Genomic DNA, 26624 nt, shown 5'->3' with positions numbered 1-26624 from the left:
GGCCCACCCTAGCCTTTCCTACGGTGACTTGGTAACTAATGGTTACCACGAGGGAGGCGTACGCATGCTGCGCATCGCGGCAAATGGCATCGAGATCAACGTGGCCGTCGAGGGCGAAGGACCGGCGATCCTCCTGCTGCACGGCTTCCCGCACACCTGGCAGGTCTGGTCGGCCGTCATCCCCGAGCTGGCCCGCAGCCGCCGCGTCATCGCGCCTGATCTGCGCGGGCTGGGTGCCACCACTCGCGCTCCTCGGGGGTACGACGGCGCCACCATCGCCGAGGACGCCCGCGCGCTGCTCGACGCGCTCGGCGAGCGCACCGCCGACGTGGTGGCGCTCGATCTGGGCGTACAACCGGCGGTCCTGCTCGCCCTCCGCCACCCCGACCGGGTCCGCCGCCTCGTCGTGATGGAGGCTTTCCTCGAACCGCCGGCCGCGCCCCCGTGGTGGTTCGGTTTCCACCGGACGCCCGGACTGGCCGAGCGCGTCCTCGCCGGTCACGAGGCCGACTACCTCGACTTCTTCCTCCGCGCCGGCACCCACAGCGGCCAAGGCATCGACCCGAAAATCCGAGAGGCGTTCATTGCTTCGTACGTCGGGACGGAGGCGTTGCGCTGCGCTTTCGAGCACTATCGCGCGATGCCCGAGACGGCCCGGCAACTGGCGGCCGAGAAAGGGCGGCTGACCATGCCGGTGACGGCGCTCGGCGCCCGGCCCGTCGGCGATCGGCTGCACCAGCAGCTGAAACCGATCGCCGACGACCTGACCGGGCACGTGAACGAGGAGTGCGGCCACATCATCCCGCTCGATCGGCCGCGGGAGTTGCTCGCCTGGCTATGAGGTCCGGGTCAGGCGCCACCACAGGGACGGCGACTCCGTCGCCGCGTCGGTGCGGAGATCCACTCGTACGCCCGAAGCCTGCACCGTCCCGACCGGCTGGCCCGCGGTGACCTCGGCCGAAGGCGCGACCGTGGTGACCTTGAGCGGCACAGTGAGGCCGGGCCAGCCGACAACCTTGAGAGCCTTGGCCGGCCGGACCGGGGTGGTCGCGCCCCATGCCGTCTCGACCTGGCCGACCGGATCGGCGGGCAGCAGGGTGTACTCCTTGACGACCTTGGCCACCGCGGTCAGCAACTTCTTGACCTCACGGTTGACCTTGGCCAGCTGCTGCGGCGTCTGCGCGCCCGGCTGGTTGAAGACGGCGCCCACCAGGGTCAGCTTGCGACCACCGACCGTGAGATGAGAGGCGAACACCAGGTTACCGCCGGCCTCGTCGGTGGAGCCGGTCTTGATGCCGAAGACACCGTTGACGCCGAGCAGATCGTTGTAGTTCTTGATCGTCCCGACGACCGGGATCTCGGCCTCGGCCAGAGCCACGATCTCGGCGAAGACGGCGCTCTTGAGCGCGGCGCGGGCCAGAATGACCTGATCGGAGGCGGTGCTGGTGGTGGTCGGCAGATAGCCGCTGGCGTCGGTGTAGTTCGAGTCCTTCATGCCGAGATCGGTGGCGGCGGCGTTCATCTTGGCCAGGAAGGCCTCCTCCGACCCGGCGTCCCAGACGGCCAGCTGATGCGCGATGTTGTTGGCGGAGGGCAACATCAGAGCCTCGAGGGCGTCACGCTCGGTGAGTTGTTCGCCCACTTCGACCCGTACGAGGGACTGGTTGCTGGCAATCCGCCCCTCGTAATCGGCGACATCGGCCGCGGTAACGGTCAGTGTCGGCCCTTCCTCGTCGCCACTGAGCGGGTGATCGCGCAGAATCACATAGGCGGTCATGACCTTGGCCACGCTGCCGATGGGCGCGGCCGCGGTGCTGCCGGAGCCGCCGATACGCCCGAGCCCTTCGATCATGAGCTCGGCGCTGCCGGTGGCGGGCCAGGGAAGGTTCGGAGCGGCACCCGGAATCTTCATGCTGGCCGCGACAGTGGTGGTCAGCGTGGCCGCGGGCAGCGACCGGGTCAGTTGGAGGGTGGCTCCACCGCCGAGCAGAACAACAAGCAGAACAAGGGCGATGAGTACGGGCAGTCGTCGGCGGCGAGCCTGGGGAGCGGGAGGCCGGCCACCCCCGTAGACAGTGGACCCGGGCCGATGAGGAGGCGGCGGGGTGACGGGGGCAGGCCGAGAGGCGGGAACCGTAACGGCAGGCTTGGCACTGCCAGTGACGGGCGGCCGCGCACTGCCCGCAACCGGGGGCGCCGCACTGCCCGCGATGAGAGGTGCCGCACCGGCGGGATTCGGGGGCGTCGCGATCATCGGCTGAGTGAGATCGGCTTCGGCGGTACGCCCCGCCGGCGGCACCGCGGGCCACGCGGCGGGAGGTGCCGTGGACCGTGCGGCGGGCGGCGTCGTGAGCGGAGCGGTAGGCGGCGTCGTGTTCCACGCGGGAGGCGACGTCGCGGGAGGGGCGGAGGGCGACGTCGTGTTCCACGCGGGAGGGGCGGAGGGCGGCGTCGTGCTCCATGCGGGTGGCGGCGTTGTGGGTTGCGCGGTAGGCGGTGTCGCGTTCCGTGCGGCAGGTGGCGCCGTGGGCGGCGTCGCGGGTCGCGCCAGCGGGAAGGCGACCTGTGCGGCAGGGGCGGCCTGGTCTCGGCCCGGGGTGACCTGAGCCGGGGGAGTCGCGGCTTGCGGCTTGGAAGGCGCCGAGGGCCGGGACAAGGGCATCGCAGCCTGTGCCGCGGGTTGCGCGGTGTTCGCTGGGGAGGTCGAGGGCGGCGCTTGCTTCGGCGTGGTCGGGATGGGCGCGGTCGGGGGCGCCGAAGTTGCGGTCAGCGGCTGGGTTTTATCCGCATCAGCCGGCGAGGCCGGCATCTGGGCCGCGGACGCGGAGCCCGGCGACTGGGCGGACGCTGTCGGCGGGGTGTAGGCGGCGGATTCGGGGCGCGGCGTCTGGGCGGGCGCTGACGGCGGGGCCTGGGTGGCGGATTCGGGGCGCGGCGTCTGGGCGGGCACTGTCGGCGGGGCCTGGGCGGGGGATTCGGGGCGCGGCGTCTGGGCGGGCGCTGACGGCTGGGCCTGGGTGGCGGATTCGGGGCGCGGCGTCTGGGCGGGCGCTGACGGCGGGGTGTAGGCGGCAGATTCGGGGCGCGGCGTCCGGGCGGGCGCTGACGGCTGGGCCTGGGTGGCGGGTGTCGAGGCCGACGTTGGGGTGGGCGCTGACGGCGAGGCCGGCGCGGCTGCCGCAGCCGGCGTCTGGCTGGACGGCGCGGATGAAACGGCGGTGGATGCCGCGGGGGAGGCCGAGGTCGGCGCCGGAGACTGACCCGAAGGAAGCGCGCTTGACTGATCGTCGTTTTTCGACGGCGATGCGGCTTTTGTCCCCGAAAGCGACGGCATGATGGGCGCAGCTGGAGCATTTGCGCTGTTTGTCGCGCCGGGCGCGGGCTTGGCCGTGCTGATCGGCTGAGTGGCGTCGGCAGGCGGCGTCGGCTTGGCGACCTCCTCAGGCGCGGCCGAGGTTGCCGACGTGGCCGGCTTGGCTGGCGCGGCGGCCGGCGCGGCGGCCGGCGCGGGGACGGCAAACGGCTGGGTTGCGTCCTCATCGGGCGTGGGCTTCGCGCCCTGGGCACGCGGGGGAGAGTCGGCGAACGGCTGGGTGGCGTCATCCCCGGGCTCAGGCTTCGGGGAAGAGATCCCGAACGGCTGGTTCGCGTCGCTGCCGGCCCCGGGCTCCGGCTTCGCGGTGGGCGGGGGAGCGCTCGAACCGGCAGGCGCTTCCGGCGATGTGGGGCTGGGACCTCCGTACACCTTGGGCTCTGGTTGTCGCTGGGCCGGAGCCTTTGGCTCGGCGGGGCCCTCGTTCTCCCGCGAGAGCGGGCGGGTCTCGTCGGTCGGCTTCGGCGGGTGGGTCATCTCTCTCCTTCCGGTCCCGGGTGCCCGGGCGTCCGGCAAGTATTGCCGGAGCGCGCCACCTTTCGTTCGGGTGATTGCGCGCGGTGCCCCTTCACCGCTACCTGTGAGGGATGACTGCCGCCACTGAGCCCGCTGTGACGCGACGAGTCGGTTCGGTGCTCACCGCGTACGTCATGCTTTGGACGTTTTTGATCCTGAACCTGGCGATCGTGGAGCTGATGTTCCTCAATCCGGCGACGCCGGCGCACAACACTTTGACCTCGATCGGGCGGTTCCTCGGGCTTCATCTCGGTTTTGTCATGGCGCTTCAGCTGCTTCTCATCGCGCGGCTGCCGTTCCTCGACCGGCGGATCGGGATGGACCGGCTCACCACCTGGCACCGGTGGACGGGCTTCACGATCTTCTGGCTCGTGGTGCTGCATCCGACCTTCGTGCTGCTCGGATATTCACAGCTCGACCGCATCTCTTTCCTCGCCGAGATTCCCAACCTGGCCAAACAGATGCCCGTTCTGCTCGGCATGATCGCCGCCGGCCTGGTGGGGGTCATTGCGGTTTCTTCCGTACGTCTGGCTCGCCGCACCCTTTCGTACGAAGCCTGGCATGCCGTTCATCTTCTGGTTTATGTCATCGTCGTGCTCGCGCTGATCCACCAGGTGTACGAGGGGAGCGCGTTCAAGACGAACGGGTTCACCCAGCTCTACTGGTGGGGGTTGTGGGCGTTCGCGGTCGGCGCCCTGATCACCGGCCGGGTGGTCGTCCCCCTGGTCCGCAACCTGCGGCACCAGTTGCGGGTCGCCGCCGTCATCTCCGAATCGCCCGACGTCGTCTCCGTGCACGTCACCGGCCGTGACCTCGAACGCCTGCGGGCCCGTCCCGGCCAGTTCTTCCTGTGGCGGTTCCCCGGTCACAACCGGTGGTGGCAGGTGAACCCGTTCTCCCTCTCCGCCGCACCGGACGGTCGCTCCCTGCGACTGACGGCGAAGGGCATCGGCACCACCAGCGCCGGCCTGCGGGAGCTGCCGCTCGGCACGAGGGTGTTCGCCGAGGGCCCGTACGGCGCGTTCACCACGACACGCCGCGTCCGCGAGAACGCGGTCCTGATCGCCGGCGGCATCGGCATCACCCCGATCCGGGCGCTGCTCGAGGACGAGACCCTGACCGGAGACATCGTCGTCCTCTACCGTGCGCGCACCCCGGCCGACGCGGTGCTGCTCCCGGAGTTGCAGAACCTGGCCCGCTTGCGGCAGGCGCGCCTGCATCTGCTCACCGGCCGTACGGGCGAGGGGAACCAGCCGTTCAGCGCCGGCAACCTGCTCGGCCTGGTGCCCGACATCGCCCAGCGCGACGTCTTCGTCTGCGGCCCGTCGGCGATGACCAGCGCCGTGCTGCGCGGCCTGCGCCAGCTCGGCGTCCCGGCCCGCCAGCGCCACGCCGAGACGTTCCGCCTGGCAAGCTGAAGGCATGCCATCGGACACCGCGCATCTCGCCGAACGCGTCGACCGCCCCGCCGCCGAGGTCTACGCCTACGCGTCCAACCCGGCCCACCTCCCCGAGTGGGCCCCCGGCCTGGGCAAGGGCGTCGAACAGACCGGCGGCGACTGGTTCGTCCTCACCGACGCCGGCCGCGTGAAGGTCGTCTTCGCCCCACCGAACGACTTCGGCATCCTCGACCATTGGGCGACGTTCCCCGACGGCCAGACCTTCCTCAACCCGTTGCGTGTGGTCCCGTACGGCGACGACAGCTCCGAAATCGTCTTCTCCGTCCGCCGCGCCCCCGGCACCTCGGACGAGGACTTCGCCCGCGACACCGGCCTGGTCCGAGCCGACCTGGCCCGGCTCAAGTCGATCGTGGAGTCCCGCTAGCGGCCGAGGGCCGGGTAGTCGGTGTATCCGGTGTGGTCGCCGCCGTAGAAGGTGGCCGGGTCGGCCTCGTTCAGCGGCGAGCCGGCCCGGAGGCGGGCCGGCAGGTCCGGGTTGGCCAGGGCGGCCGCGGCGACGGTGACGACGTCGGCCCGCCCGGCGTCGAGTTCGGCGAAGCGCGCCTCGAGGGGAGCGCCGGCCCGGTTGAGGAGCAGCGCCGCCGGCCATTCCCGGCGCAGCCTCGTCACGAGGTCCTCGTCGCCGGCGTGGATCACGTGCAGGTAGGCCAGGTTCAGCGGGGCCAGGGCGGCGAGCAGCGCCGGGTACACCTCGTGCGTGTCGTTCTCGTTGATGTCGTTGTACGGGTTGCCCGGCGAGACGCGCAGGCCCGTACGGTCGGCGCCGATCTCGCCGGCCACCGCCGAGGCGACCTCGGCCGCGAAGCGGATGCGGTTGGTGACCGAGCCGCCGTACTGGTCGGTGCGCTCGTTGGCGTTGTTCGAGAGGAACTGGTGCACCAGGTAGCCGTTGGCGCCCTGGATCTCGACGCCGTCGAAGCCGGCCGCGATCGCCGCGGACGCCGCACGGCGGTATTCGTCGACCACGCCGGTGACCTCGCCGGTGGTGAGCGCTCGCGGCGTGGGCATGTCTTCGAGGCCGGTGGGCGTGTACATCGCGCCCTTGGGCCGGACGGCCGACGGGGCGACCGGCCGACGGCCGTGCGGGGTGTTGCCGGGGTGTGCGATGCGGCCGGAGTGCATGAGCTGAACGACAATGCGCCCGCCGGCCGCGTGGACAGCGCCGGTGATCTCCTGCCAGCCGGCGACGTGCGCCTCGGTGTAAATGCCGGGCGTCGACATGTAGCCCTGCGCGTCGTCGGAGATCTGGGTGGCCTCGGCGATGATCAGGGCCATTGACGCACGCTGACGGTAGTACTCGCGGTTGAGATCGGTGGGAACGCCGTCGGCCCGCGCCCGGTTGCGGGTCATCGGGGCCATCGCGAGGCGGTGCGGCAGTTCGAGGGAGCCGACCTTGGCGGGGGTCCAGAGTTTCATGTCATCTCGTTTCGTGATTCGCGGTTTCGCGTTTCTCGAATGCGAGTCTCACGAGGCGGCGAGACGGCAACCAGTGCGTGAGTGACGGTAGGAATCGCATTACCAGGCTCGCCCGGAACCCGGCGGTGATAATGGGCCGGTGCCCGACGAACACCAATCCCTCGGCGTCGCCATCCGCCGCTGGCGGGAGCGGCTCGACCCGGCCGATCTGGGCCTGCCCGCGATCGGGCGGCGCCGGGCGGCCGGGCTGCGCCGGGAGGAGCTCGCGCAGCTCGCGGGCGTGTCGGTGGACTATCTCGTGCGCCTCGAGCAGGGGCGTTCGGCCCGGCCGTCGGAGTCGGTGGCCGAGGCGCTCGCGCGTGCTCTGCACCTGGACGCGGCCGAGCGTGAACACCTCTACCGGCTGGCGCGCCTGGCGATTCCCGGTCCCGGGCGGATATCGGCGCACATTCCGCCGAGCGTGCAACGGTTGCTCGCAGGTCTGTCCGATCAGGCTTTCGGGGTTTTCGCCGCGGACTGGACGCTGATCACGTGGACTCCGCTGTGGGCGTCGCTCGTCGGCGATCCCGGGCGGCTTCCACCGGGCGAACGCAATCTGGTGCTCGACACGTTCATGCCCGGGGTCGCTCTTTCCGGATGGCCCGTCGAGGCCGAACACGGGCCGGAAGCCTTCGAAGCCGCCCTCGTGGCGGATCTGAGGGTGACCCACAGCAAATACACCGATGAGCCGGCGCTGCGACGGCTGATAGCGGAATGCTCCCGAAGCAGTGAACGCTTCGCCGACCTGTGGGCGCGGCACCCGGCGGCGGGGGAGTTCGGCCACGACCGCAAGAGGATCGCTCATCCCATCGCGGGCGAGATCATGGTCGACTGCGACGTCCTCACCGTCCCGGGATCGGACATCCGGATCATCGTGTTCACCGCGGCCCCGGGCACCCGGGCCGCCGAGCAGCTCGACTTCCTCCGCGTCGCGGCGGTGAAAGCCCGGTTCGAGACGGACGTGGCGCCTATCGACCCGCGGGAGTCGCGTAGCGGTCGGTGACCGCGGCTGGGGTGTCGAGGACGCGGCCGGCGGCCAGGTTCTGGGCCAGGCGGATGAACTGGGCGTGTGACCACACCAGTGGGGTGGCCGAATACGTCGGGGTGCCGGGGGTGCGGCCGGGTGGCGGTTTCTGGTCCCAGACCTGTTCCGGGAGCATGTTTCCGGGGCCGGTGGCGCGGGCCATGGCGGCCAGGCGGGTGCGGGCCGTTCGCGGGTCGCCGGCGGCCAGTTCGTAGTCGCCTCGTTCGCCGCTCAGCAACGGCCAGGCTCGGCCCCGGGTGATCAGGGAGCCGTCGGGGAGGTTGTACTCCCACTGGGTGCCGTCCAGTTTTTCGCCGAAACCGTCGAACGAGGCGCGGTGCCAGAAGAAACCATTCGGGGTCCGTACGCCCAACTGGGCGTCGACCACGCGCAAGGTGTTGCGGATGTCGGGGTCGTCGGCGGGCAGCACGCCCAGGCGTACGAGCTCCAGGAAAGAAGGGTCGACGACCCGGCGCTGGTCCACGTTGGCCGGGCCGCTGTCGCCGATGTTGTACGTGGTTCCGGCGTTCGGGTTTCCGTCTTTTGTCAGGCGCAGGAAGTACGGCTTCGGCGAGTACGGGCCGGTCGACGTGACCGTCCAGGACTTGACCCGGGCGCGCCATTCGTCGGCCGTGGCCAGATAACGGGTGGCCGACGCGGTGTCGCCGTTGGCGCGGGCCAGGGAAGCGGCGCAGACCAGGCCGGCGATCTCGGTGGCGATGGTGTTGGGGGAATAGCCGGACTGGTTCTCCCAGCGTTCCTGCGGCGTCGCCGGCGCCTGCTCGTACGACAGCAGGAAATCGGCCGCCCGCTTCACATGCGACCAGGTATCGGCGTCGGTGCGGCCGAGCCGGTACGCCAGCACCAGCGGCAACGCCACCTCGTCGAGTTGCAGGCCGCCCCACACGGGGGTGCCGTCGACCTGCGAATTCTGCGGGAACGAGCCGTCCGGTTTCTGCTGCACGTCGAAGAGGAAATCGAGGGCCCGGCCGGCTCCGGCCCTGTCACCGGCGGCGATCAGGGCCAGCGCGATCTGATAGAGGTCACGCGACCACACCAGGTGATACGGGCCCGACGGATCGTCGGTGCCGAATGCCCATGGGGCGGCCGGCGCGGCCACGTAAGCGCCCGGATTCGCCTTGTCCTCGCTGGCGGCCAGCACCATCGCCGAGGTGCGGTAGAGGGTTTGCTCGGCGCCGCTCAACCCGCGCGGCGGTGGCTTCAGACCCTTCAGATACTGCTTCCAGCCGTACGCGTAAGAACGCGCGACAGACGCAAAACCGCGACCCAGGGATTGCCTCGCGGCCGTCAGGGCGCCCGACGGCGAATCGGCGAAGCCGAGAGCAATGGTGGTGTGCCGGTGGCCGATGGCGGCGGTCTGCACGAGATTGCCGGGGCCGGCTTCGGAATAGCGCCAGTCCATGCGGCCGTCGCGCAGATCGGTGTGGCCGTCGTTGACGCCGGCGAAACCGTTCGACGTGGCCCGGAAAGGCGGGGTGGCGGCGAGGGCGCTGGCGACATTCCCATCGTGTGCCGTCAATGCGTCACCGGATGTCGAGCCCGCGTCACCGCCGCGGGAATTGCCGAGCGCGGGGTCGTAGATGGCGTACAGCCGGCCCTGTCCGGAGAAATCGGTCCGGATCAGGACCGTCGAGCGCCGCGGATCGACGGTGTAGGAGGCGACGAGCCGCCAGGCCCGGCCGGTGAAGGTCTGCCGGAAGCTCAGGCTGTCCGGGTCGCTCTGCTCGGTGGTGACGCGGGACGGCGGCAGGATCCGGTGGCCGTCGGCGACGGCGAAGGTCAGCGCCCGCGCGCTCGGGCCACCGATCGTCGGATAGAAGATCTCGCCGAGGCCGCCCTCCTTCTGCACGGTCGCCCAGACCCGGCTCTCGGTGGTCCGCGAGGTGAGCAGGCCCGACTTGTCGGCGGGCAGGTATTGCTCGTCGATCCCCGGAGCGCCGGGCGCCGCCAGGCCCAGCGCGGCGGTGAGGACCACGGGCAGCGTCAGCGACATCATATTGACGGGTATACCCCTGGTAGCCGCGTCGTGCACGCTGAGCGTTCCGGTGGACAGGCCGCCCGCGGAGGGGAAGGCTGGTCATGGCTATACCGAACCGGAAAGAGGTATGACAATGCAGTACCGGCAGCTCGGCCGCACCGGCCTCCGGGTTTCCACCTTCACCCTGGGCACGATGGGCTTCGGCGGCACCGGTTGGGCCACCCCGGTCGGCCAGATCGACGTGTCCGGCGCGCGCGAGCAGATCGCGATCGCCCGGGACGCGGGTGTCAACCTCATCGACACCGCCGACGTCTACTCGGCGGGCCTGTCCGAGGAGATCCTCGGCGAGGCGCTCGGCTCCGACCGCGACCAGGTGCTCATCGCGACCAAGGCGCGCATGCCGATGGGCGACGGGCCGAACGACGCGGGCCTGTCCCGCCACCACATCGTGCGGGCGGCCGAGGCCAGCCTGCGCCGCCTCAACACCGACTACATCGACCTCTACCAGGTGCACGAGTGGGACGGGCACACCCCGCTCGAGGAGACCCTGACCGCCCTCGACGACCTGGTCCGCAGCGGCAAGGTGCGCTACATCGGCTGCTCGAACTACGCGGCCTGGCAGATGATGAAGGCCCTGGCCATCTCCGACGCCCGCCACCTCGAGCGTTTCGCCAGCACGCAGGTCTACTACTCGCTGCAGAACCGCGACGTCGAGGCCGAGATCGTCCCGGCCGTGGTCGACCAGGGCCTGGGCATCCTGGTCTGGAGCCCGCTGGCCGGCGGCCTGCTCTCGGGCAAGTACCGGCGCGGCGTCGAGGCCCCGGCCGGCAGCCGCCACCTCACCGAGTGGAACGAACCGCCGGTCAACGACGAGGACAAGCTGTACGACACGATCGAGCTGGCCGTGAAGATCGGCGAGTCCCACGGTGTGTCGGCGGCGCAGGTCGCCCTGGCCTACATCTCGCAGAAGCCCGGCGTGACCTCGCTGATCGTCGGCTCCCGCACCCCGGCCCAGCTGCGCGACAACCTGGCCGCGGCCGACCTGGAGCTGACCGCCGACGAGGTCAAGGCCCTCGACGACGTGAGCGGCGAGCCCCTGCGCTACCCGTTCTGGCACCAGCGCAACACGAGCTCGGACCGTCTCTCGGCGGCCGACCTCACCCAGATCCAGCGCCACCTCTGATCCACACACGCCTGTGCCCGCGGCCGATCACGGCCGCGGGCACAGGCGTGTCCGTCCGGGTCAGGCCGGGTCGGTGTCGGGATCGACGATCACCGCCAGCATCCGGGCGACCTGGGTGGCCAGCCGCTCGGGATCGGCCTCCTGAAGCCCGGGAGTGCCGATGATCCGCCGCATCAGCCAAGCGCCGGCCAGTAGGGCGAGCCCCAGCTCGGCCCGCTCCCCGGCGCCCGGCCCCTCCAGCGCCGCCTCGAAACGGGCGCCGACGTGCCGGCCGATCGCGTCCCGCATGATCTCGGCCGCCTTGGGGTTGGCGGCCGACTTGAGCATCAGCTCGAACGGCCCGAGATGTTCGGCGCCGGCGGCGGTGCGGTCCACCAGGGCGCGGGCCGTGTCGCCGGCCAGGTCGTCGGTGTCGCCCGGAACCATGGTGCGCCGGGCGAAGACGAGGTCCACGACCTCGGTGAACAGCCCCTCTTTCGAGCCGAAGTAGCGGTTGACCAGCATCGCGGTCACTCCGGCCTCGGCCGCTATGTCCCGCACCCCCACGCCGTCGTAGCCGTGCCGGGTGAAGGCCACGACCGCCGAGTCGAGGATGGCCTGCCGGGTGGCGGCCGCGTTGCGGGGACGGGGTGTGCTGCGCGTCATAGCCGGTAAGTCTACAGGTGGCAACTTAGTCGCCGTAGTCTACGTGTGTAGACAAAAACTGAGGAGCACACCATGGATCTCCAGCTCACCGGACACCGCGCCCTGATCACCGGATCGACCTCCGGACTGGGCGAGGCCACGGCCCGCCTGCTCGCCACCGAAGGCGCCGAGGTCGTCATCCACGGCCGCAGCGGCGATCGGGCGCGCGAGGTCGCCGACTCCATCGTCAAGGACGGCGGGAAGGCCACCATCGCCCTGGGCGACCTGGGCACCGACGCCGGCGCCGACCAGGTGGCCGCGGCCGCGGGCGACGTCGACATCCTGGTCAACAACGCCGGGGCGTACGAGCACCTGCCCTGGGCCGAGGCCACCGCGGACATCTGGCTGCACACCTACAACATCAACGTCGTCTCCGGCGTACGCATGATCCAGCGCCTGGTTCCGGCGATGCGCGACAAGGCGTACGGCCGGGTCGTCACGATCGGCGGCGGGCTCAGCATGCAGCCGTTCGACAACCACCCGCACTACAACGCGTCCCTGGCCGCCCGGCACAACCTGGCCGTCTCACTGGCCCGCGACCTGGCCGGCACCAAGGTGACCTCGAACATCGTGGCCCCCGGCGCCATCCTCGTCCCGGCCGTGCAGGACTTCCTGACCCGCCTGTCGCCCGAGCGCGGCTGGGGCGAGACCTGGGACGAGATCGAGTACAACTCGGTCCGCGAGATCGTCCCCAACGACCGCGTCCGCTACGGCCGCCCCGACGAGATCGCCGGCGCCGTGGCCTACCTCTGCGGCCCGTACGCCGAGTACATCAGCGGCGCCACGATCCGCGTCGACGGCGGCACCGTCCGAGGCGCCTTCTGATCCCTCGCCGTCACCGGCCGGCCCACAGTCGAGGCAAAGACCGCCCGGCCGGCGACGGCGAGCCCGGGACCCGGACACGGCATAGACCCGAGACGACGGGCCCACGCCGGCCGTTGGTCAGTGGAGCACGGAGGCGATCTCGACCGAGGGGAGGCCCAGGGCGGTGCCGACCTCGGCGTTCGTCAGCTGGCCGGCGTGGGTGCTCAAGCCCAGGGCCAGGGCCGGGTCGGCCTTCAGGGCCACCTGCCAGCCCAGGTCGGCCAGCTTGAGGGCGTACGGCAGGGTGGCGTTGGTCAGGGCGTACGTCGACGTGTTGGGGACCGCCCCGGGCATGTTGGCCACGCAGTAGAAGACCGACTCGTGGACCCTGTAGACCGGGTCCTCGTGGGTTGTCGCATGCGAGTCCTCGAAGCAGCCGCCCTGGTCGATCGCGATGTCGACCAGCACCGAGCCCGGCTTCATGCGCTTCACCAGGTCGTTCGAGACCAGCTTGGGGGCCTTCGCGCCAGGCACCAGCACGGCGCCGATCACCATGTCGGCCTCCAGCAGTGACTGCTCGATGGCGTACGCGGACGAGACCAGCGTCTTCACCCGGCCGCCGAACTGGGCGTCGATCTGGCGCAGGCGGGGGATCGACAGGTCGAGGATCGTCACGTCGGCGCCCATGCCCAGGGCGATGGTGGCCGCGTTGACGCCGGAGACTCCGCCGCCGATGACCGTCACCTTGGCCGGGCTGACGCCGGGCACGCCGCCCGGCAGGACGCCGCGGCCGCCGCTGTTGCGCATCAGGCTGTACGCGCCGACCTGCGGGGCCAGGCGACCGGCGACCTCGGACATCGGGGCCAGCAGCGGCAGCGAGCCGTCGGGCAGCTGCACCGTCTCGTACGCGATGGCGGTCGTGCCGCTGGCCAGCAACGCCTTCGTGCCCTCGGCGTCGGCCGCCAGGTGCAGATACGTGAAGACGGTCTGGCCGGCGCGGAGGCGGTGGTATTCGGAGGCGATCGGCTCCTTGACCTTCAGCAGCAGGTCGGCCTGCTGCCAGACCGAGTCGGCGTCCGCGACCAGGGAAGCGCCGGCGGCGACGTAGTCCTCGTCCGTGATGGCGGAGCCCACGCCGGCGCCGGCCTGGATGATCACGTCGTGGCCCCGGCGGACGAACTCGGCGACGCCGGCCGGCGTGATCGCCACCCGGTACTCGTGGTTCTTGACCTCGGTCGGCACACCGATCCGCATGGCTGTCTCCTTCGTCACGCCGTTGTGGGCTTCAGCGTGAAACGATGTGCTGTTGTCGCGCAATATGGCCGAATAAGATTCTGGATAGCGCGATCGACAGAAACAAAATGAGACGAGGAGCCTCGTGGTGACCGATCAACCGAAGGATCTTCGAGGCCTGGATCACATCGACCGCGAGTTGCTGACGCTGCTCGAGGCCGACGGGCGCATGCCCAACAACGCGCTCGCCGAGCGGGTCGGCATCGCCCCCTCCACGTGCCTGACCCGCGTCCGCCGGCTGCGCGAGATCGGCGCCATCCGCGGCTTCCACGCCGACGTCGACCCGGCCTGGATCGGGCGGCCCATCGAAGCCATGATCGCGGTGAAGATCCGCTCCGAGTCCCGCGACGCGATCGGCAAATTCGCCTCGTCGCTGGCCGACATCCCGGCCGTACGAGATGTCTACTTCGTGTCCGGCTCGTACGACTTCCTCCTGCACGTGGCGACGGCCGACGTCGAGGACCTCCGTGCGGTGATCACCGAGCGCCTGAGCGGAACGCGGCTGATCGCCGGCACCGAGACCTATCTGATCTTCGAGCATCGCCGCGGGCAGGGATGATCCCGGCCTGCACCGGGGCCATCACTCAACAAGTCACGGAGCCCGCCGACCCTTCTCATAGCCGAGTCAGCTGAGCTGAGAGGACGGGCGAGATGCCGGACACCCTGGTCGCGGAGCGCGAGCGCCTGGCCGCGCTGCACAGCTACCGCGTGCTCGACACCGCGCCGGAGAGCGACTTCGACGACATCGTGACGCTGGCCGCCCAGCTCTGCCGGGCGCCCATGGCGGCGATCAGCCTGATCGACGGCGAGCGGCAGTGGCTCAAGTCGCGCATCGGCATCGAGGTGTGCGAGGTGGCCCGCGACCGGTCGTTCTGCGCGCACGCCATGTTCAGCGACGGGGTCATGCAGGTGCCCGACGCCCGGCTCGACCCCCGGTTCCGGGACAACCCGGCCGTCACCGGTGACGCGAACGTCGTCTTCTACGCGGGCGCGCCGCTCGTCACCGCCTCGGGGCAGGCGCTGGGCGCGCTCTGCGTGATCGGGCACGAGCCCCGGCTGCTCACGCCGGCCGAGGCCACCGGCCTGCGCACGCTGGCCCGGCACGTGATGGCCCAGCTGGAGCTGCGGCAGTACGCCCGCGGGCTGAACGCGCGGCTGCGCGACGCCGACCGGGTCCGCGACGAGTTCCTGTCCCGGGTCACGCACGAGCTGCGGACGCCGCTGACCTCGATCAACGGCTACCTGGAGCTGCTCGGCGACGGCGTGGCCGCGGACGGCGAGTTCGTGGCCCGGATCCGGCGCAACTCGGAGCGGCTGACCGCCCTGGTCGACGACATGCTGTTGGCGGCGCAGACCGGCCGCAGCGACCTCGTGCTGAACAAGCGCGAGCTGGACCTGGCCGAGATGGCCCGGGCCGCGGTGCGCCGCAACGTCGGGCTGGCCCTGACCCGGTGCCTGGACATCTACGCCGACGCGCCGCTGCCGGTGATGGTCGAGGCCGACGAGGAACGGCTCGGCCAGGTGCTGGAACGGCTGTTACTCAACGCCGTCAAGTTCACTGGACGCGGTCGCATCACAGTGCGTGCCTCCGTGCGCGGGGACGACGCCGTGCTCGAGGTGCGCGACACCGGCATCGGCATGAGCGCCGAGGAGAGCGCCCGGGCGCTGGCCCCGTTCCGGCGCTCGGCCGCCGCCGAGCGGCACGAGGTGCAGGGCGCCGGCCTGGGCCTGAGCATCGTCAAGGCGATCGTCGACGGCCACCAGGGCCGCATCCACATCGACAGTGAGCCCGATCGCGGCACGACGATCGTGGTGACGCTGCCACGGGCGTAGATATATAAGTACTGTTACATTGCCGGGGTGGACCTTCTCGACAGCAACCACTGGAGCGACCTGCACGCCGTGCTCGCAGGCCTCGATTCCGACATCTCGGATCTCTATCGCGAGGCCGGGGTCGAGGGCGTGCGGACGCGTTTCGTCGGGCCGCTCATCGCGCTGCACCGCTTCGGGCCGATGACGATTCGTGCTCTGGCCGAGAAGCGCGACGTCAGCCACTCGGCGATGAGCCAGACGGCGGCCGCCATGACCAAGGCCGGGCTGGTCGAGGCCGTACCCGGCGACGACGGGCGCACCCGGCCCATCCGGCTCACCGCCCGGGCCGAGGGGATCATGCCGTTTCTCGTTGCCGAGTGGCGGGCCACCGAGGCCGCCGTGCGGGAGCTCGACGCCGAGCTGCCGTACTCGCTCACGCAGGTCACCGCCGACCTGCGTGAGCTGCTGGCCCGGCGCTCGTTCGCCCGCCGCCTGCGGGACCACCTCGCATGAGGGCGCTGGCCGACCTCAGCCCGCTGCGCGAGAACCGCACCTTCCGGCGGCTGTGGCTGGGCACCACCGCCTCCGGCTTCGGCGGGCAGCTCGGCTCGTTCGCGATCGTCTACTACATCTGGGACCGCACCCACAGCGCGGCCGTCGTGGGTCTCGTGGGGCTGGCCATCGGCGTACCCCTGATCGTCCTGGCCCTGGCCGGCAGCGCCTTCGTCGACCACGTCGACCGGCGGCTGCTCACGATGCGCTGCACCGTGGCCCAGATCGTGGTGAGCGCGGCAATGACCCTCGTGGTGTTCACCGACGCCGGCGGCGTGCCCGCGATCCTGCTGCTCACGGCCGTCCAGTCGGCCATCGGCGGCCTCAACGCGCCCGCCCGCCAGACCTTCGTGCCGGCCCTGCTGAGCGGGGAACGCCTCGCTGCCGGCCTCGCCCTCAACCACCTGTCGTTCCAGCTCGCCATGCTGGCCGGCCCGGCCACCGCGGGCGCGCTCACCGCCCTGGCCGGCGTCGGCTGGTGCCTCGCCTTCGACACGCTCACCTACGGTTTCGCGCTGTTCGGGGTCGCCGGTCTGCCGCCCGGCGCCCCCGTCTCCGAGGGCCGGTCCGGCGTGCGGGCGGTCCGGGCCGGTCTGTCGTACGCCGTCAGGACCCCACAGGTGCGAGGGGCGCTGCTGGCCGACCTCGCGGCCACGGTGCTCGCCATGCCGTTCGCCCTGTTCCCGGTCATCAACGCGGAGAAGTTCGGCGGCCGCCCCGAGGTCCTCGGCCTGTTCGCCACGGCGGTCGCGGTCGGCGGCGTGCTCGCCTCGGTGCTCTCCGGCCTGGCCACCCGATATGCCCACCCGGGCCGGATGCTGCTGGCCTGCGGCGCCGTGTGGGCCGTGACCCTCGGCCTGGCCGGCCTCAGCACCAGCCTGTACGCGGTTCTGGCCTTCCTGGCCGTGGCCGGCTTCGCCGACACCTGGGCCGTGGTGTCGCGCGGAACCGTCGTGCAGGGCTCCACACCGGACGCCTACCGGGGCCGGGTGGCCGCCCTGGAACACATCGCCGGCGCGGCCGGCCCCCACCTCGGCAACCTGCGGGCCGGCCTGGTCGCCTCGCTCACCTCGGGCGGCGCCGCCCTGGCCATCGGCGGAGCGCTGGGCGTGCTGGGAACGGCGTTGATCGCCCTCTCCGTCCCGGCCCTGCGCCGCTACCGGATTGCGGGCTAGTGCTGCGCATGCGCCGTGAGGAGACGCCCTTGAGGCTGTTGACCAGTCGGGCCACGGCCGCTCTGGCGCGTACCGCGACTTCGCCTCGTTCGTCGTGGCGAGCGAGCAGGACGAGACGCTGTCGCCGGTCGATTCCGAGGCCGGGATCGACCTCGGGTTGACGCACTTCGCCGTGCTGTCGGACGGCACGAAGGCGCGACCGGCAGCACCGCCGCGCGGTCCACGCGCGGCGTGGAGGGAATCCTCGTCCTTCAGGGCGAAGAGGATGTCAACGGATTCCCGCTTGACCGCCGTGCCACCATCCTCGGCGTGGGATCAGACGCGAGGATCTACGTCTTCGACTACGAGCGCTACCGGACCGAGGTCGTGCCCGGGATGCTGGCGCTGTTCCGCGGCGATCCGGTGCCGCGGTGGCTGGCCGGTCTCCCGGGAAGCGAATGGGGCGACATGTGGCTGGAGCTGGCCGGCCGGCTGCGCGCCGGGCCGGTCGACCTGGCCGCGTACTGCCTGTGGCTCGGCGAGGACCTCGCCTATCTCGGCAATCAGCCGGTGACGCTGCCCGAGGGCGGCCGCCCGTGGATGCGATGCCCGTCGGCGACCTGTCCCGAGCGCTCCCGGTGCTCGTTCCACGAAGGGGCCACGCAGGCGAACGCCGACGACCTCGGATTCCTGTACGCGGCCTGGGTCACCCTCCGGTGCCTGGGCGAGGGGCAGTTCGTCGGGCGCTCGGCCCGGCCGCCGGACTTCGAGTCCCTGCTCGAGCATCTGGGCGTGCCCGCGAACGACCCGATCCGCCTGCACCTGACCGCGCTCGACGTGCGCGGCGCGGTGCTCGGCTACGAGTTCGAGCGCACCGCCGGCACCTACGGCTGGCTCACCCCGGCCGAGACCGCCGACCTGGCCGCCCGCCTCGACCGGCTCGACCTGCCCCGCTACGAGCCCACCTTCGAGGCCGCGTCGGCTGCCTTCGGCGGCTACCACAAGGAGCCGTCACGCATGCCGGGCGAACTGGAGTGGCCGGCCCTGACCCTGTCCTTCGTCCGCACGGCGGCCACCGTCGCCGCCACGTCGGGGCAGGGCGTCCTGTGGGGCGGCGACCTCTATCCGGACTCCTGGCGCGAACTGCTCGGCCTGCCCTCCTGAGCGGGGCCGCGCCGTCCACGGGATGGCGCTGCGCGGGCCGGCGTTCGTGAGCACAGTGGACGGCAAGCACGAGGACGTGCTGGCCGGGCTGGCCGAAGCGGGGGAGCTCCACCGGCGGGCGGGTGACGCGGTGGGGAGGCGCAGACCACCGTGCAGTTGTGCACGGTGCACAGTTCGTACGGGAACCCGGTCGTCGCCCTTGATCTGGCCCGGAAAGGCGGAGCGGCTGTTCGACGCGGTGGGACATCGGCGCTGAACTACGCGGGCTGGATCCTCGGGCAGCTCGGACGGCACCACGAGGCGGTGGCGATGTGCCGCCGATCGGCCGATCACATCCGCAGGCGGCCAGCGTCGCGGCGAAGCTGGCCGGCGACCACGCGATCGTCGGGCCGCTCTGAAAACGGCTGGCCGTCGGGGCCCGTTTCGGCGAGCATTCACGGGTGATCGACAGGGCGGCGGCAGCGTTACAGGGTCTGGCGATGGGTGACGCCTTCGGGGGCACGTGGTTCCGCCGCCGCTTCGCGGAGGACAACCTGCGCCCCGGCCCGTGGCGGTGGACCGACGACACGGCGATGGCCATCGTTCTGCTGCGCGTGCTGGAGGACCACGGCAGGGTCGACCAGGACGCGCTGGCGGCCGGGTTCGCCCGGGCGTACGCCGAGGATCCGTACCGGCACTACGGAGCCGGGATGCACGACGTGCTGGCGGCGATCGGCGAGGGCGAGCCGTGGCAGGAGGTCACCCGCCGGCAGTTCGACGGCAAAGGCTCGTGGGGCAACGGCGCGGCGATGCGGGTGGCGCCGTTGGGAGCCTTCTTCGCCGGTGATCCCGAGCGGGCGGGGAGCGAGGCCGTACGGTCGGCGCAGGTGACCCACGCGCATCCGGAGGCGGCGGCGGGGGCGGTGGCGGTCGCGGTGGCGGCGGCGCTGAACGTGCGGGGGTCGCTGGACCTGGCGGCGGTGGCCGGCCGGGTGGAGGGCACCGAGGTGGGCCGGGGCCTGCTGCGGGTCGCCGGCATGGACACGGAGCCGAGGAAGGTCGCGGCGGTCGTGGGTTGCGGCCGAAGGATGTCGGCGCCGGACACGGTGCCGTTCGCGTTGTGGTGCGCGGCCCGGCATCCGGAGGATCTCGAGGCGGCCCTGTGGGCCACGGCGAGCGCCGGCGGCGACGTGGACACGACGTGCGCGATCGCGGGCGGTGTGGTGGGCGCCCGCACCGGCGTGGACGCCCTGCCCGCCGAGTGGCTGGCCGCGGCCGAGCCGGTGGCCTGAGCGTCAATCGAAACTCTTGTACATGAGATGCAGGCCCACCCGGCCCTCGACCGGGTGGGCGAACGCGCCCGGCACAGTGCCCAGGATCTCGAAACCCAGGCGCTGGTAGACGGCGACGGCGGCGTGGTTCGACTCGGCCACCGCGTTGAACTGCATTCCGGCGTACGGCTGGGAAAGCGCCCAGGACAGCGCGTCGCGGCAGAGAAGCGTGCCCACCCCGCGGCCTCGCGCCTCGGCGGCGACCATGAAGCTGGCGGTGGAGACGTGCGCGCCCGGGCCGGGACGGTTGGGGCCCATCTTGGCGGTGCCGACGATCCGGCCCTCGTCGACGGCCACGACGGTGCGGCCCGGTGAGGGCTCGATCCAGACGGCGCGGGCCGTCTCCTCGGACATCGCCGGGTCGTACGTGAAGGTGTCGGCCGCCCTGACCACCTCGCGGATGATCGGCCAGACCGCGGGCCAGTCGTGATCTTCGAAGTCTCGCACTCGCACGCGACGACGGTAACGGCGTCACCACCGCGCCGCGACCGCATTAGGGCAGGCTGCGCGGGACAGGTACTTTGTGTCGGGCGCGACCTCCGATCGCGCGCGGAGGAAGGTGCCAGGCGATGACGACCGAGCGGAACAGGGCGACGGGGCGGCCGACGCTGGAAGAGGTCGCCGCGCGGGCCGGTGTGGGCCGCGGGACGGTGTCGCGCGTGGTCAACGGCTCGGCGCAGGTGAGCCCGCGCGCCCGGCAGGCCGTCGAGGAGGCGATCCAGGAACTGGGCTACGTGCCCAACCGCGCCGCCCGCACGCTCGTCACGCAGCGGACCGACTCGATCGCGCTGGTCATCTTCGAGTCGGGGGAGCGGTTCTTCGCCGAGCCGTTCTTCGGGCGGATCGTGCAGGCGACGTCGTCGGTGCTGGTGGCCCGCAACCTGCAGATGGTTTTGATGATCGCGCAGGCGCCGGAGGAGAGGCGCCGCCTGGAGGGCTACCTGACCCGCCAGCACGTGGACGGGGCGCTGCTGCTGTCACTGCACGGCGACGACCCACTGCCGGCGGTGCTCGAGGAGCGAGGTGTGGCCACGGTCCGGGCCGGGCGCCCGACGTACGCCGACAGGGGCTCCTACGTCGACGCGGACAACCGGGGCGGCGCGAGGGAAGCGGTGTCGTACCTCTGGTCCCGGGGCCGGCGGCGGATCGCGGCGATCACCGGCCCGCTCGACATGGCGGCCGGCATAGGGCGCCTGGAGGGCTACCGCGACGTGGTCGGCGACGGGCCGGTGGCGTTCGGCGACTTCAGCGAGGAGAGCGGCGCCGCGGCGATGTACCGGTTGCTGGAGCAGTACCCGGACCTGGACGCGGTCTTCGCGGCCTCGGACATGATGGCGGCCGGCGCCCTGCGCGTGCTGCGCCAGCACGGCCGCCGGGTGCCGGACGACGTGGCGGTCATCGGCTTCGACGACTCGGTGATCACCAGGCACACCGAGCCGTCCCTGACCAGCGTCGACCAGCCCATAGCCGAGATGGGCCGGGAGATGGTCCGCCTGCTGCTGGCCAAGATCGACGGCGACGAGCCGGCCGACACGCAGATCGTCCTCCCGACCCGCCTGGTCATCCGCGGCTCAGCCTGACCCCACCGGCCCGGTCTTGGAGGGCATGCGCGCGGTCGCTCGGCGCGGGGTTGATGGGCGTGCGATAGGCGTGGTGGCTCGCGCGGGTTGATGGGCGCGCGATAGGTGTGGTCGCTCGCGCGGGTTGATGGGCACGGGTCAGCGGGCGCGCGGTCGCCGGGCGCGCGGTCGGCTGGGGCGCGGTCTGCTGGGGCGCGGTGGCGCGGCCTACGGGGTCACAGTGTGCGGGCGGCCCGGTCGACGTCGGCCAGGCGGGAGCGGAGCACGGCGGCCTGGCCCGAGGAGACGCTGCCCTCGCCGACGCGGTCGTTGATTTTGCGGCGCAGGGCGTCCACCTGGTCGCCGGCGTTGTCGCCGGGGCGGGTCAGGGGCTGTAGCAGGTTCAGCAGGTCGGTCGCCACGTCGGAACGGATGTCGCCGCCGGCGGCGCCGCGCTCGACGGCCGTCCGGAAGCGGCTCACGGCGTCGTCGAAGCTGAGCGTCGGGGTGGGCTTCGGCGTGGGCGAGGACGACGTCGGTGGCGGCGTGGTCGTGGTGGGCGCGGTCGCCTCCGGCGTGGACGTGACGACCACGGGCGGTGGCGGCAGCTCCGGATTGGCGTCGATCTTGTCGTTCGCCGGCCAGTTGATCACGGCGAAGGAGCCGACCAGGGCCGCGACGAGAGCGGTGACGCCCACGATCAGAGCCAGCCGGCGCGGCGGTGGCTTGGTCAGCGCCAGAGTCGTGGCCGACGCGCGCCCCCGGGCCCCCGCTCGGCCCGCGCCCGCGCCGCCCGCGCCTGCTCGGTTCGCGCTCGTTCTGCCCGCGCCTGATCGGTTCGCGCTTGTTCCGCCCGCGCCTGATCGGTTCGCGCTTGTTCCGCCCGCGCCTGATCGGTTCGCGCTTGTTCCGCCCGCACCTGTTCGGTTCGCGCCAGCTCCGGCCGCGGACGCCGCAGACGCCGCGGACGCCGCGGACGCTGCGGACGCCGCGGACGCCGCGGACGCTGCGGACGCCGCAGCCGCGGTGGTCGCGCGGCGCGCGGAGGGCACGGCTCGACCTGGCGCGTATCCCGTCGACGACTCGCGGGTCTCGCCGGGCACAAAAGCGTCGTACCGGGCAGTCGAGGAAGGTGTCTGTCGCCCGGCCGTGGTGGCGGAGGGCGAGGACGTGGGGGTGGCGGAGGGCGTGGACGGGTCGAGGTGGGAAGCGGGGAAAGCAGATGCCTTGGCCGAGCGGGAAGAGCCGGCGGTGGAAGGCTCGCTCGGGGTGGACCAGTCGCTGGTGGGGGCGGGACCGAAATACGCCGGCTCCGGCTTGAGCCACAGCGCGGTCAGGTCGAAGCGGACCTCGGCCGCCGTGGGCCGGTCCGCCGGTGACTCGTCGAGGCACCGGGCGACCAGCTCGCGGAACGCCGCGGGCAGGCCGGCCGGCAACGGGCTGGGGCCGTCGCCGGCCCGGGCCTCGGCCAGTTCCTCCCACGTGTCCACCGGGTAGGGCGGGTCTCCCGTCACCATCTCGAACAGGAGCACGCCCAGGCCGTACACGTCCGTGGCCGGCTCGGACGGCATGCCGTCCAGGCGTTCCGGGGCCACGTACGCCGGTGTGCCGAACGTCGATCCCGACTCGTCGTCGTCCGGCTCGCCGGCCGTGGCGCTGATGCCGAAGTCGAGGATCTTCACGCCGGTCGGGGTGAGCATCACGTTGCCGGGCTTGATGTCGCGGTGGACCACCCCGGACGCGTGCGCCGCGGCCAGCGCGTCGGCCACCGCCGCGCCGATGCGGGCCGCCTCGGGCAAGCCGATCGGCTCGCGCTCCAGACGGGCCGCCACCGACTCGCCCGCCAGCAGCTCCATCACCACGAACGGCGTCACCGAACCGTCCGGGCGCACCGCCTCGCGGTAGTCGTGCACCGCCGCGATGTTCGGGTGCTGCAGCTTCGCCGCCATGCGGGCCTCGCGCCACACCACCTGCGCGCCCAGCGGCAGCTTCACCGCGACCGGGCGCGCCAGCAGCTCGTCGTCCGCACGCCAGATCTGCGACATGCCGCCGATCTCGAGGAGCTCGGCCAGGCGGTACCGCGAAGCGAGCAGGCTTCCCGCAATCGGCCACTCTTCGCTCACGAGGGAACATTCGCCCGGATTCCGGCGGGTGTCAACTCGTGTGATCCGGCGACTACCAGGCGTGCTGCTCGACCTCGAGCGCTACGTAGTCGATGTCCCCGGCGTAGTAGTCGCAGCCGACGTCGACCTGGTCGCAGTCCGTCTTGCCGCCGATCGCGACCGGCCACGAGTTGGCGATGGCGCCGGTCCAGCCGTAGCGGCCGGCGACCGTGCGGCCGTCGATGGCCAGGAACACGCCGTCGTCGGTCCGCTCGCAGCGCACCGTGTGCCAGCTCCCGTCGTTGATCGCCCGTGGGGCGGTCACCAGCAGGGCCGTCGAGGAGCCCCGGAACCAGCACTGGACCTTGCCGTTCGGGATCTGGATCTTGTAGCTGCCGCCGGAGACGGTGGCCTGGCCCTTCTGGATGATGTTGCCGAAGTGCTCGCGGGTGCGCAGCCGCACCGTGATCGCGTAGTCGCGGGTGCCGGGGTCGAGCTCGGCGCTGTCGGGCACGAGCGCCAGGTGGCCCGGGTGGGTGGGCGGGGTGTCCGGCTCGAGGCGGTCGAAGCGATATCCGTAGCTGTTGTCGGTGCGCAGGCCGACGCCGATGTCGCGGCCGATCCGGCCGTGGAAGCCGTGCCCGCTGCCGTCGCGCATCGTTGAGGTACCGGGAGCCTCGTTCATGCCCCAGAAGGCGATCTCGTGCTGAGCCGAGGCGGAGGCCGGCGCCGCGACGGAGGCGACGGCCCCGAGGGCCGCCACGGAGATCATCCAAAAGTGCCGTTTCTTCATGGTAATCCCCGTTGGCGCTCTATATCCGTTTTGACGGGTTGAGTGTACGCATGCGCGAGCCATCCCCGAGGGTGAAGCTTCAACAAGCGCCCGGATGACATGATGTGCGGGATGGCGCGCTTCGGGGCACGAACGTTCGAGGAGGCCGGCGAGGCCCGCGTGGTCCTCTCCGGCGACTGCGACCTTTCCGTACGGGACGATCTGCTCGCCGCCCTCAACGCCGCCGTCGGCCGTCACCCGCGGGTCGTGGTCGATCTCGCCCAGGTCGGCTTCCTCGACTCCACCGGCGTCCACGGCCTGGTCACCGCCCATCACGCCGCCCTCGCCCGCGGCGGCCGCCTGATCGTGGTCAACGCGAGGGGCGCGGTCGCCACCGTCCTCGAGATCACCGGCGTCGCCGGCCTCCTGGCCGAGCCCGCACCGCCCGCCGTGGACCGCAGGCCCGGCGGATGAACGCCGAGATCACGTACGACAAGCCCGGCGACCTGGCCCCGCTGCGCGACTTCGTCCGGCTGCACGCCACCGCGCTGGGCCTGCCCGGCCGCCGGGCCGACCTGCTCACCCTCGCGGTCAGCGAGCTCGCCACCAACACGCTGCAACACACTGTGGGCGGCGGTGTGGTGCGCCTGTGGGCCGAGAACGGCCGGGTCTACTGCGACGTGATCGACGGCGGGCCGGCGCGGGCGTTCGGGCGGGCCATGCCGGCCGCCGACGCGCCGCGCGGGCGGGGCCTGGCCATCGTCGAGCGCATCTGCGACGAGGTGGATGTGGAGTCGGCGGAGCGGGGAACACGCGTACGGCTGGCCCTCGATCTCAAAGAACCTTGATCAGCACCGTGCAGGTGTCGTCGTCCGGGCTCGGCCGGTTGATCGCGGTCACCGCGGGCAGCGCGCCGGTGGCCGCGGCGAGCGCGCCGAGCACCCCCGGCAGCAGCGGCGGGCCGTCGCGCCGCTCCACCAAGCCGTCCGTGTAGAGCAAGAGAAGATCGCCAGGGTCAAGGGCCAGGGTCATGATTTCGTACGCCGCCTCGCCGTCGGCGCCGAGCAGCATGCCCACCGGAAGATCGAGCGGCCGCGCGCACCCGCCCCGGGCCAGCAGCGGCGGCGCGTGCCCGGCCCGGCCCCAGACCAGCGACCGGCTCGCCGGGTCGAAGACGCCGAGCACGGCCGTCCCGGTCAGCCGCAGCTGACCGCACAGCCGGTTCAGATGGCGCAACAGCAGCGCCGGCTCGTGCACCCCGATCGACAGCCAGGCGATCAGCGCGAACCGCAGATGCGCCATCCCGCTCGCCGCGGCCAGCCCGTGCCCGGCCACGTCGCCCACCGCCAGCAGCACGCGCCCGTCGCTCAGCTCCTGCGCGTGGTACCAGTCGCCGCCGACCTGCGCCGTGCTCTCGGCCGGCAGATAGTCGACCCGCACCCGCAGGCCGGGCAGCGGGAACGGCTCGCGCGGCACCGGCTGGATCATCTGCTGGAGCTGACCGGCCAGGCGATGCTCGGCGATCGCGGTCATCTCGCGGGTGCGCAGCTGGTCGCGGAGCCGCTCGATGGCCGTGCGCGAGCTCTCCCGGGCGGTCACGTCCTGCACCACCGCGTTGATCTTCAGCGGCCGCCCGGCGGCGTCGGTGGTGACGTCCGAGAGGATCCGCAGGTGCTTGACCCCGCGGCCGACCGTGAAGCGGACCGTCACGTCGGCCGGCCCGCCGCTGTCCATGCTCTGCCAGGCCGTCTCGGCGATGCCGCGGTCCTCGGGGAGCATCGCGGCCGCCTGCTCCGCCCGCGACATCGGGCCGAGCGCCGGGTCCCGCTCGAAGATCCGGTACATGCCGGGCGACCAGTCGCCGGCCCCGGTCATCAGGTCGAACTCGGTCCAGCCGAGGCTGCCGAGCAGCTCGGTGTTGGCCGCACGGCGGCGGTCCTCGTCGAGGCGCTGCCACCAGACCAGCAGGCCGCCGAGCACGGGGTGCACGGTGACGTCGAACAGGGAGTGCGCGACGACGCCGGCCTTCTTCTCGTCGTAGCGGAACTCCTCGAGCTCGCGGGGCTCGCCGGTGCGCAGCACGTCGAGGTAGATCTGCCACAGCTCGCCGCCGACGATGCTCGGGTAGAGCTCGCTGAGCAGACGGTCGACCCGGCTGGTGCCCCGGCGGTAGATGTCGCGGCCCCGCCCGCTCGTCGCGCCGACCCGGAAGTCCCGGACGGCGCCGTCCTCCGCGAGCACGGGCAGCAGCCAGGAGCATCCCGCCGGGATGACGGCGAGCATCTCCTGGACGACCCGGGCCACCTCGTCGCCGGCCATGCGCTCAGGGTAGAGGGCGGCGACGCACGCCCGGTGCGCCGGGGACATCCGACGGTGACAAGACCTCGCGAACCACCAGTTCAGCTTGG

The 26624-nt window shown here is 71.9% G+C and carries 25 protein-coding genes; 16 read left to right on the top strand and 9 right to left on the bottom strand.

Features of this window, described 5'->3' with window-relative positions; translation table 11 throughout:
• The first annotated feature begins 64 nt into the window (after positions 1–64).
• The gene (locus ACFY36_RS08555) at positions 65–841 is read left to right on the top strand and encodes an alpha/beta fold hydrolase (protein WP_499745281.1); all 777 of its coding nucleotides are present in this window, start codon (positions 65–67) and stop codon (positions 839–841) included.
• Here ACFY36_RS08555 and ACFY36_RS08550 read toward each other — a convergent pair.
• Complete coding sequence (locus tag ACFY36_RS08550) at positions 836–1912, bottom strand: D-alanyl-D-alanine carboxypeptidase family protein (protein WP_499745280.1); 1077 nt, start codon at positions 1910–1912, stop codon at positions 836–838. The two genes, ACFY36_RS08555 and ACFY36_RS08550, sit on opposite strands and share 6 nt — an antisense overlap.
• 775 nt (positions 1913–2687) lie before the next feature.
• On the opposite strand from ACFY36_RS08550, the gene ACFY36_RS08545 reads away from it, so the two are divergent.
• The 3 genes from ACFY36_RS08545 to ACFY36_RS08535 all read left to right on the top strand — a co-directional run bounded on the left by ACFY36_RS08545 (position 2688) and on the right by ACFY36_RS08535 (position 5713).
• Positions 2688–2864 carry a hypothetical protein gene (locus ACFY36_RS08545; protein WP_499745279.1) on the top strand — a complete coding sequence of 59 codons (177 nt, stop codon included), beginning with the start codon at positions 2688–2690 and terminating at the stop codon, positions 2862–2864.
• Between the two features lie 1120 nt (positions 2865–3984).
• On the top strand, positions 3985–5307 hold the full coding sequence (locus ACFY36_RS08540) for a ferredoxin reductase family protein (RefSeq protein WP_499745278.1): 1323 nt from the start codon (positions 3985–3987) through the stop codon (positions 5305–5307).
• A 4-nt stretch (positions 5308–5311) separates the two neighbouring features.
• On the top strand, positions 5312–5713 hold the full coding sequence (locus tag ACFY36_RS08535; RefSeq protein WP_499745277.1) for an SRPBCC family protein: 402 nt from the start codon (positions 5312–5314) through the stop codon (positions 5711–5713).
• Here the strand turns inward: ACFY36_RS08535 and ACFY36_RS08530 are convergent.
• Complete coding sequence (locus ACFY36_RS08530) at positions 5710–6765, bottom strand: alkene reductase (RefSeq protein WP_499745276.1); 1056 nt, start codon at positions 6763–6765, stop codon at positions 5710–5712. The genes ACFY36_RS08535 and ACFY36_RS08530 overlap by 4 nt on opposite strands.
• A 139-nt stretch (positions 6766–6904) precedes the next feature.
• On the opposite strand from ACFY36_RS08530, the gene ACFY36_RS08525 reads away from it, so the two are divergent.
• A complete protein-coding gene (locus tag ACFY36_RS08525) occupies positions 6905–7807 on the top strand; it encodes a helix-turn-helix domain-containing protein (RefSeq protein WP_499745275.1) in 903 nt (300 codons plus the stop codon).
• Here the strand turns inward: ACFY36_RS08525 and ACFY36_RS08520 are convergent.
• A complete protein-coding gene (locus tag ACFY36_RS08520) occupies positions 7773–9845 on the bottom strand; it encodes a glycoside hydrolase family 15 protein (RefSeq protein ID WP_499745274.1) in 2073 nt (690 codons plus the stop codon). The two genes, ACFY36_RS08525 and ACFY36_RS08520, sit on opposite strands and share 35 nt — an antisense overlap.
• A 109-nt stretch (positions 9846–9954) precedes the next feature.
• Between ACFY36_RS08520 and ACFY36_RS08515 the strand changes: the two genes are divergently transcribed.
• Positions 9955–11010, top strand: a complete 1056-nt coding sequence (locus ACFY36_RS08515) for an aldo/keto reductase (RefSeq protein ID WP_499745273.1) — start codon at positions 9955–9957, stop codon at positions 11008–11010.
• Positions 11011–11070: 60 nt separating this feature from the next.
• Here ACFY36_RS08515 and ACFY36_RS08510 read toward each other — a convergent pair whose 3' ends face one another.
• The gene (locus tag ACFY36_RS08510) at positions 11071–11655 is read right to left on the bottom strand and encodes a TetR/AcrR family transcriptional regulator (protein WP_499745272.1); all 585 of its coding nucleotides are present in this window, start codon (positions 11653–11655) and stop codon (positions 11071–11073) included.
• A gap of 72 nt (positions 11656–11727) precedes the next feature.
• On the opposite strand from ACFY36_RS08510, the gene ACFY36_RS08505 reads away from it, so the two are divergent.
• Positions 11728–12519: an SDR family NAD(P)-dependent oxidoreductase gene (locus ACFY36_RS08505; protein ID WP_499745271.1), complete on the top strand. Its 792-nt coding sequence runs from the start codon at positions 11728–11730 to the stop codon at positions 12517–12519.
• A gap of 117 nt (positions 12520–12636) precedes the next feature.
• Here the strand turns inward: ACFY36_RS08505 and ald are convergent, their stop codons facing one another.
• The gene (gene ald, locus ACFY36_RS08500; protein WP_499745270.1) at positions 12637–13752 is read right to left on the bottom strand and encodes an alanine dehydrogenase; all 1116 of its coding nucleotides are present in this window, start codon (positions 13750–13752) and stop codon (positions 12637–12639) included.
• Between the two features lie 127 nt (positions 13753–13879).
• Between ald and ACFY36_RS08495 the strand changes: the two genes are divergently transcribed.
• The 6 genes from ACFY36_RS08495 to ACFY36_RS08470 all read left to right on the top strand — a co-directional run bounded on the left by ACFY36_RS08495 (position 13880) and on the right by ACFY36_RS08470 (position 19744).
• Positions 13880–14350: an Lrp/AsnC family transcriptional regulator gene (locus ACFY36_RS08495; RefSeq protein ID WP_499745269.1), complete on the top strand. Its 471-nt coding sequence runs from the start codon at positions 13880–13882 to the stop codon at positions 14348–14350.
• A 92-nt stretch (positions 14351–14442) separates the two neighbouring features.
• Positions 14443–15624: a GAF domain-containing sensor histidine kinase gene (locus tag ACFY36_RS08490; RefSeq protein WP_499745268.1), complete on the top strand. Its 1182-nt coding sequence runs from the start codon at positions 14443–14445 to the stop codon at positions 15622–15624.
• A gap of 27 nt (positions 15625–15651) precedes the next feature.
• On the top strand, positions 15652–16116 hold the full coding sequence (locus ACFY36_RS08485; protein WP_499745267.1) for a MarR family transcriptional regulator: 465 nt from the start codon (positions 15652–15654) through the stop codon (positions 16114–16116).
• Positions 16113–17330: an MFS transporter gene (locus ACFY36_RS08480; protein WP_499745266.1), complete on the top strand. Its 1218-nt coding sequence runs from the start codon at positions 16113–16115 to the stop codon at positions 17328–17330. Before ACFY36_RS08485 ends, ACFY36_RS08480 begins: the two co-directional genes overlap by 4 nt.
• A gap of 309 nt (positions 17331–17639) precedes the next feature.
• Complete coding sequence (locus ACFY36_RS08475) at positions 17640–18473, top strand: hypothetical protein (protein ID WP_499745265.1); 834 nt, start codon at positions 17640–17642, stop codon at positions 18471–18473.
• 440 nt (positions 18474–18913) lie between these two features.
• A complete protein-coding gene (locus tag ACFY36_RS08470) occupies positions 18914–19744 on the top strand; it encodes an ADP-ribosylglycohydrolase family protein (protein WP_499745264.1) in 831 nt (276 codons plus the stop codon).
• Positions 19745–19747: 3 nt separating this feature from the next.
• Here ACFY36_RS08470 and ACFY36_RS08465 read toward each other — a convergent pair whose 3' ends face one another.
• Positions 19748–20236 carry a GNAT family N-acetyltransferase gene (locus ACFY36_RS08465; RefSeq protein WP_499745263.1) on the bottom strand — a complete coding sequence of 163 codons (489 nt, stop codon included), beginning with the start codon at positions 20234–20236 and terminating at the stop codon, positions 19748–19750.
• 116 nt (positions 20237–20352) lie between these two features.
• Here ACFY36_RS08465 and ACFY36_RS08460 point away from each other — a divergent pair, with 116 nt between their 5' ends.
• Positions 20353–21363: a LacI family DNA-binding transcriptional regulator gene (locus ACFY36_RS08460; RefSeq protein ID WP_499745262.1), complete on the top strand. Its 1011-nt coding sequence runs from the start codon at positions 20353–20355 to the stop codon at positions 21361–21363.
• A gap of 215 nt (positions 21364–21578) precedes the next feature.
• Here ACFY36_RS08460 and ACFY36_RS08455 read toward each other — a convergent pair whose 3' ends face one another.
• Both ACFY36_RS08455 and ACFY36_RS08450 read right to left on the bottom strand, forming a co-directional pair.
• Complete coding sequence (locus ACFY36_RS08455) at positions 21579–23465, bottom strand: protein kinase domain-containing protein (protein WP_499745261.1); 1887 nt, start codon at positions 23463–23465, stop codon at positions 21579–21581.
• A 52-nt stretch (positions 23466–23517) separates the two neighbouring features.
• Positions 23518–24237, bottom strand: a complete 720-nt coding sequence (locus tag ACFY36_RS08450; protein ID WP_499745260.1) for a laminin G domain-containing protein — start codon at positions 24235–24237, stop codon at positions 23518–23520.
• Between the two features lie 111 nt (positions 24238–24348).
• Here ACFY36_RS08450 and ACFY36_RS08445 point away from each other — a divergent pair, with 111 nt between their 5' ends.
• Together ACFY36_RS08445 and ACFY36_RS08440 are read left to right on the top strand one after the other, a co-directional pair.
• On the top strand, positions 24349–24690 hold the full coding sequence (locus tag ACFY36_RS08445) for an STAS domain-containing protein (protein WP_499745259.1): 342 nt from the start codon (positions 24349–24351) through the stop codon (positions 24688–24690).
• Positions 24687–25064, top strand: a complete 378-nt coding sequence (locus tag ACFY36_RS08440) for an ATP-binding protein (protein WP_499745258.1) — start codon at positions 24687–24689, stop codon at positions 25062–25064. Before ACFY36_RS08445 ends, ACFY36_RS08440 begins: the two co-directional genes overlap by 4 nt.
• On the opposite strand, the gene ACFY36_RS08435 is transcribed toward ACFY36_RS08440, so the two are convergent.
• Positions 25051–26535 (bottom strand): PP2C family protein-serine/threonine phosphatase, encoded by a 1485-nt coding sequence (locus ACFY36_RS08435; RefSeq protein WP_499745257.1) that lies wholly within the window; start codon positions 26533–26535, stop codon positions 25051–25053. The two genes, ACFY36_RS08440 and ACFY36_RS08435, sit on opposite strands and share 14 nt — an antisense overlap.
• Between the last annotated feature and the right edge of the window lie 89 nt (positions 26536–26624).

Source organism: Actinoplanes sp. NPDC000266 (assembly GCF_042899005.1).
GTDB lineage: Bacteria > Actinomycetota > Actinomycetes > Mycobacteriales > Micromonosporaceae > Actinoplanes.
This window is presented reverse-complemented; position numbering and strand designations above follow the sequence as displayed.

Bases quoted from the DNA above. Each gene is read 5' to 3' on its own strand.
- ACFY36_RS08555 (WP_499745281.1), top strand. From the start codon at position 65: ATGCTGCGCATCGCGGCAAATGGCATCGAGATCAACGTGGCCGTCGAG.
- ACFY36_RS08550 (WP_499745280.1), bottom strand. From the start codon at position 1,912: ATGAAGATTCCGGGTGCCGCTCCGAACCTTCCCTGGCCCGCCACCGGC.
- ACFY36_RS08535 (WP_499745277.1), top strand. From the start codon at position 5,312: ATGCCATCGGACACCGCGCATCTCGCCGAACGCGTCGACCGCCCCGCC.
- ACFY36_RS08530 (WP_499745276.1), bottom strand. From the start codon at position 6,765: ATGAAACTCTGGACCCCCGCCAAGGTCGGCTCCCTCGAACTGCCGCAC.
- ACFY36_RS08520 (WP_499745274.1), bottom strand. From the start codon at position 9,845: ATGATGTCGCTGACGCTGCCCGTGGTCCTCACCGCCGCGCTGGGCCTG.
- ACFY36_RS08515 (WP_499745273.1), top strand. From the start codon at position 9,955: ATGACAATGCAGTACCGGCAGCTCGGCCGCACCGGCCTCCGGGTTTCC.
- ACFY36_RS08510 (WP_499745272.1), bottom strand. From the start codon at position 11,655: ATGACGCGCAGCACACCCCGTCCCCGCAACGCGGCCGCCACCCGGCAG.
- ACFY36_RS08505 (WP_499745271.1), top strand. From the start codon at position 11,728: ATGGATCTCCAGCTCACCGGACACCGCGCCCTGATCACCGGATCGACC.
- ald (WP_499745270.1), bottom strand. From the start codon at position 13,752: ATGCGGATCGGTGTGCCGACCGAGGTCAAGAACCACGAGTACCGGGTG.
- ACFY36_RS08490 (WP_499745268.1), top strand. From the start codon at position 14,443: ATGCCGGACACCCTGGTCGCGGAGCGCGAGCGCCTGGCCGCGCTGCAC.
- ACFY36_RS08480 (WP_499745266.1), top strand. From the start codon at position 16,113: ATGAGGGCGCTGGCCGACCTCAGCCCGCTGCGCGAGAACCGCACCTTC.
- ACFY36_RS08460 (WP_499745262.1), top strand. From the start codon at position 20,353: ATGACGACCGAGCGGAACAGGGCGACGGGGCGGCCGACGCTGGAAGAG.
- ACFY36_RS08450 (WP_499745260.1), bottom strand. From the start codon at position 24,237: ATGAAGAAACGGCACTTTTGGATGATCTCCGTGGCGGCCCTCGGGGCC.
- ACFY36_RS08445 (WP_499745259.1), top strand. From the start codon at position 24,349: ATGGCGCGCTTCGGGGCACGAACGTTCGAGGAGGCCGGCGAGGCCCGC.
- ACFY36_RS08440 (WP_499745258.1), top strand. From the start codon at position 24,687: ATGAACGCCGAGATCACGTACGACAAGCCCGGCGACCTGGCCCCGCTG.
- ACFY36_RS08435 (WP_499745257.1), bottom strand. From the start codon at position 26,535: ATGGCCGGCGACGAGGTGGCCCGGGTCGTCCAGGAGATGCTCGCCGTC.